This is a genomic window from Streptomyces sp. NPDC051569 (assembly GCF_044454085.1).
Lineage (GTDB): Bacteria > Actinomycetota > Actinomycetes > Streptomycetales > Streptomycetaceae > Streptomyces.
This window is the reverse complement of sequence record NZ_JBITDJ010000047.1, coordinates 1-4,959: the sequence shown is the minus strand read 5'-3', so window position 1 is coordinate 4,959 and position 4,959 is coordinate 1. Positions and strand designations below refer to the sequence as shown.

At 57.2% G+C, this 4,959-nt stretch carries 2 rRNA genes; both read right to left on the bottom strand.

The window, feature by feature from the left end:
* Positions 1-6 precede the first annotated feature (6 nt).
* A 23S ribosomal RNA gene (locus ACIBAE_RS29610) occupies positions 7-3,128 on the bottom strand.
* Between the two features lie 297 nt (positions 3,129-3,425).
* Positions 3,426-4,949 (bottom strand): 16S ribosomal RNA (locus ACIBAE_RS29605).
* The 16S and 23S rRNA genes sit together here, the layout of an rRNA operon.
* Positions 4,950-4,959 lie beyond the last annotated feature (10 nt).

Sequence of the window (4,959 nt, the reverse complement as noted above, 5' to 3'; positions counted from 1 at the left end):
GCAACTGAGGACAAGCCCTCGGCCTATTAGTACCAGTCAGCTTCAACCGTTACCGGTCTTCCACATCTGGCCTATCAACCCAGTCGTCTACTGGGAGCCTTAACCCCTCAAGGGGGTGGGAGTCCTCATCTCGAAGCAGGCTTCCCGCTTAGATGCTTTCAGCGGTTATCCCTCCCGAACGTAGCCAACCAGCCATGCCCTTGGCAGGACAACTGGCACACCAGAGGTTCGTCCGTCCCGGTCCTCTCGTACTAGGGACAGCCCTTCTCAAGACTCCTGCGCGCGCAGCGGATAGGGACCGAACTGTCTCACGACGTTCTAAACCCAGCTCGCGTACCGCTTTAATGGGCGAACAGCCCAACCCTTGGGACCGACTCCAGCCCCAGGATGCGACGAGCCGACATCGAGGTGCCAAACCATCCCGTCGATATGGACTCTTGGGGAAGATCAGCCTGTTATCCCCGGGGTACCTTTTATCCGTTGAGCGACGGCGCTTCCACAAGCCACCGCCGGATCACTAGTCCCGACTTTCGTCCCTGCTCGACCCGTCGGTCTCACAGTCAAGCTCCCTTGTGCACTTACACTCAACACCTGATTACCAACCAGGCTGAGGGAACCTTTGGGCGCCTCCGTTACTCTTTAGGAGGCAACCGCCCCAGTTAAACTACCCATCAGACACTGTCCCTGATCCGGATCACGGACCTAGGTTAGACATCCAGCACGACCAGAGTGGTATTTCAACGACGACTCCACCTGAACTGGCGTCCAAGCTTCACAGTCTCCCACCTATCCTACACAAGCCGAACCGAACACCAATATCAAACTATAGTAAAGGTCCCGGGGTCTTTCCGTCCTGCTGCGCGAAACGAGCATCTTTACTCGTAGTGCAATTTCACCGGGCCTATGGTTGAGACAGTCGAGAAGTCGTTACGCCATTCGTGCAGGTCGGAACTTACCCGACAAGGAATTTCGCTACCTTAGGATGGTTATAGTTACCACCGCCGTTTACTGGCGCTTAAGTTCTCAGCTTCGCCACACCGAAATGTGACTAACCGGTCCCCTTAACGTTCCAGCACCGGGCAGGCGTCAGTCCGTATACATCGCCTTACGGCTTCGCACGGACCTGTGTTTTTAGTAAACAGTCGCTTCTCGCTGGTCTCTGCGGCCACCCCAAGCTCACACCGTAAAGATGATCACCTAGAATGGCCCCCCTTCTCCCGAAGTTACGGGGGCATTTTGCCGAGTTCCTTAACCATAGTTCACCCGAACGCCTCGGTATTCTCTACCTGACCACCTGAGTCGGTTTAGGGTACGGGCCGCCATGAAACTCGCTAGAGGCTTTTCTCGACAGCATAGGATCATCCACTTCACCACAATCGGCTCGGCATCAGGTCTCAGGCACATGTTGCACGGATTTACCTGCACAACGCCCTACACCCTTACCCCGGGACTACCACCGCCCGGGCTGGACTACCTTCCTGCGTCACCCCATCGCTTACCTACTACCACCTCGGTTCAGCGGCTCCACCACTCCCCTTTGCCCGAAGGCTCCAGGACGGCTTCACGGCCTTAGCATTAATGGATTCGATACTGGGCGTTTCAAAGCGGGTACCGGAATATCAACCGGTTGTCCATCGACTACGCCTGTCGGCCTCGCCTTAGGTCCCGACTTACCCTGGGCAGATCAGCTTGACCCAGGAACCCTTAGTCAATCGGCGCACACGTTTCCCACGTGTGTATCGCTACTCATGCCTGCATTCTCACTCGTGAACCGTCCACCCCTCGCTTCCGCGGAGGCTTCACCCGGCACACGACGCTCCCCTACCCATCACAGCGGGCGTTGGCCCTATTGCTGCAATGACACGACTTCGGCGGTACGCTTGAGCCCCGCTACATTGTCGGCGCGGAATCACTTGACCAGTGAGCTATTACGCACTCTTTCAAGGGTGGCTGCTTCTAAGCCAACCTCCTGGTTGTCTCTGCGACTCCACATCCTTTCCCACTTAGCGTACGCTTAGGGGCCTTAGTCGATGCTCTGGGCTGTTTCCCTCTCGACCATGGAGCTTATCCCCCACAGTCTCACTGCCGCGCTCTCACTTACCGGCATTCGGAGTTTGGCTAAGGTCAGTAACCCGGTAGGGCCCATCGCCTATCCAGTGCTCTACCTCCGGCAAGAAACACACGACGCTGCACCTAAATGCATTTCGGGGAGAACCAGCTATCACGGAGTTTGATTGGCCTTTCACCCCTAACCACAGGTCATCCCCCAGGTTTTCAACCCTGGTGGGTTCGGTCCTCCACGAAGTCTTACCTCCGCTTCAACCTGCCCATGGCTAGATCACTCCGCTTCGGGTCTTGAGCGCGCTACTAAATCGCCCTATTCGGACTCGCTTTCGCTACGGCTTCCCCACACGGGTTAACCTCGCAACACACCGCAAACTCGCAGGCTCATTCTTCAAAAGGCACGCAGTCACGACTGCATGTGCAAGCACATACAGCGACGCTCCCACGGCTTGTAGGCACACGGTTTCAGGTACTATTTCACTCCGCTCCCGCGGTACTTTTCACCATTCCCTCACGGTACTATCCGCTATCGGTCACCAGGGAATATTTAGGCTTAGCGGGTGGTCCCGCCAGATTCACACGGGATTTCTCGGGCCCCGTGCTACTTGGGTGGTTCTTAAACGAGCCGTACAGATTTCAGCTACGGGGGTCTTACCCTCTACGCCGGACCTTTCGCATGTCCTTCGCCTATCCATACGGTTTCTGACTCGCCGACCGGCCGGCAGACCGATCAAAAGAACTCCCACAACCCCTGCAACGCAACCCCTGCCGGGTATCACACGCTACAGGTTTGGCCTCATCCGGTTTCGCTCGCCACTACTCCCGGAATCACGGTTGTTTTCTCTTCCTGAGGGTACTGAGATGTTTCACTTCCCCTCGTTCCCTCCACACTGCCTATGTGTTCAGCAGCGGGTGACAGCCCATGACGACTGCCGGGTTTCCCCATTCGGACACCCCCGGATCAAAGCTCGGTTGACAGCTCCCCGGGGCCTATCGCGGCCTCCCACGTCCTTCATCGGTTCCTGGTACCAAGGCATCCACCGTGCGCCCTTAAAAACTTGGCCACAGATGCTCGCGTCCACTGTGTAGTTCTCAAACAACGACCAGCCACCCATCACCCCACCCCAAACAGGGCGAGTTCACTGGGGCCGGCATCCCGAAGGGCGAGCAACGCTCGCACCCTCAGATACCCAACAGCGTGCCCGGAAAATTCAACCCCCACTGTGTTCCACGCCGAAGCAGTACTAACAGAAAGAGCCAAACCTACCGAATAGTCAACGTTCCACCCATGAGCTAACCACCGTCGAACATTTGCCGACGTAGTGGCTCTGGATTCCTTGCGGAATCTAGATGCTCCTTAGAAAGGAGGTGATCCAGCCGCACCTTCCGGTACGGCTACCTTGTTACGACTTCGTCCCAATCGCCAGTCCCACCTTCGACAGCTCCCTCCCACAAGGGGTTGGGCCACCGGCTTCGGGTGTTACCGACTTTCGTGACGTGACGGGCGGTGTGTACAAGGCCCGGGAACGTATTCACCGCAGCAATGCTGATCTGCGATTACTAGCAACTCCGACTTCATGGGGTCGAGTTGCAGACCCCAATCCGAACTGAGACCGGCTTTTTGAGATTCGCTCCGCCTCACGGCATCGCAGCTCATTGTACCGGCCATTGTAGCACGTGTGCAGCCCAAGACATAAGGGGCATGATGACTTGACGTCGTCCCCACCTTCCTCCGAGTTGACCCCGGCAGTCTCCTGTGAGTCCCCATCACCCCGAAGGGCATGCTGGCAACACAGAACAAGGGTTGCGCTCGTTGCGGGACTTAACCCAACATCTCACGACACGAGCTGACGACAGCCATGCACCACCTGTACACCGACCACAAGGGGGCGACCATCTCTGGCCGTTTCCGGTGTATGTCAAGCCTTGGTAAGGTTCTTCGCGTTGCGTCGAATTAAGCCACATGCTCCGCTGCTTGTGCGGGCCCCCGTCAATTCCTTTGAGTTTTAGCCTTGCGGCCGTACTCCCCAGGCGGGGAACTTAATGCGTTAGCTGCGGCACCGACGACGTGGAATGTCGCCAACACCTAGTTCCCAACGTTTACGGCGTGGACTACCAGGGTATCTAATCCTGTTCGCTCCCCACGCTTTCGCTCCTCAGCGTCAGTAATGGCCCAGAGATCCGCCTTCGCCACCGGTGTTCCTCCTGATATCTGCGCATTTCACCGCTACACCAGGAATTCCGATCTCCCCTACCACACTCTAGTCTGCCCGTATCGAATGCAGACCCGGGGTTAAGCCCCGGGCTTTCACATCCGACGTGACAAACCGCCTACGAGCTCTTTACGCCCAATAATTCCGGACAACGCTTGCGCCCTACGTATTACCGCGGCTGCTGGCACGTAGTTAGCCGGCGCTTCTTCTGCAGGTACCGTCACTTTCGCTTCTTCCCTGCTGAAAGAGGTTTACAACCCGAAGGCCGTCATCCCTCACGCGGCGTCGCTGCATCAGGCTTTCGCCCATTGTGCAATATTCCCCACTGCTGCCTCCCGTAGGAGTCTGGGCCGTGTCTCAGTCCCAGTGTGGCCGGTCGCCCTCTCAGGCCGGCTACCCGTCGTCGCCTTGGTAGGCCATTACCCCACCAACAAGCTGATAGGCCGCGGGCTCATCCTGCACCGCCGGAGCTTTTAACCCTTCCCCATGCAGGGAAAAGTGTTATCCGGTATTAGACCCCGTTTCCAGGGCTTGTCCCAGAGTGCAGGGCAGATTGCCCACGTGTTACTCACCCGTTCGCCACTAATCCACCCGAAGGCTTCATCGTTCGACTTGCATGTGTTAAGCACGCCGCCAGCGTTCGTCCTGAGCCAGGATCAAACTCTCCGTGAATGTTTACCCG